General features: G+C 39.3%; 1 protein-coding gene. It reads right to left on the bottom strand.

Features of this window, described 5'->3' with window-relative positions; genetic code table 11:
• The coding region (locus tag H4J66_RS00030; RefSeq protein WP_182169088.1) for a cadherin-like domain-containing protein at window positions 1-244 on the bottom strand (244 nt) is incomplete at both ends.

Genomic DNA, 244 nt, shown 5'->3' with positions numbered 1-244 from the left:
GACCATCTGCTGTTTCAGCATTATCTAACACATTGCCTGTGGCTGTTGTATCTTCAGCTGTTGTAACAGATTCACTATCATCACTTAGATCAGACACTGGTGTCACTGAAATTGTTAGTGTAGAGTTCTGTGTATCACCAGCACCATCAGTAACGCTATAAGTAATAACAGGAACAGCACCGTTGAAATTATCATTAGGTGTGAAGGTATAACTACCATCGGTATTTAAAGTTAACTCACCTTC

This window comes from Colwellia sp. MB3u-55, from assembly GCF_014076785.1.
Lineage (GTDB): Bacteria > Pseudomonadota > Gammaproteobacteria > Enterobacterales > Alteromonadaceae > Colwellia_A.
The sequence above is the reverse complement of the archived record's forward strand: the minus strand, read 5'-3'. Positions and strand labels throughout refer to the sequence as shown.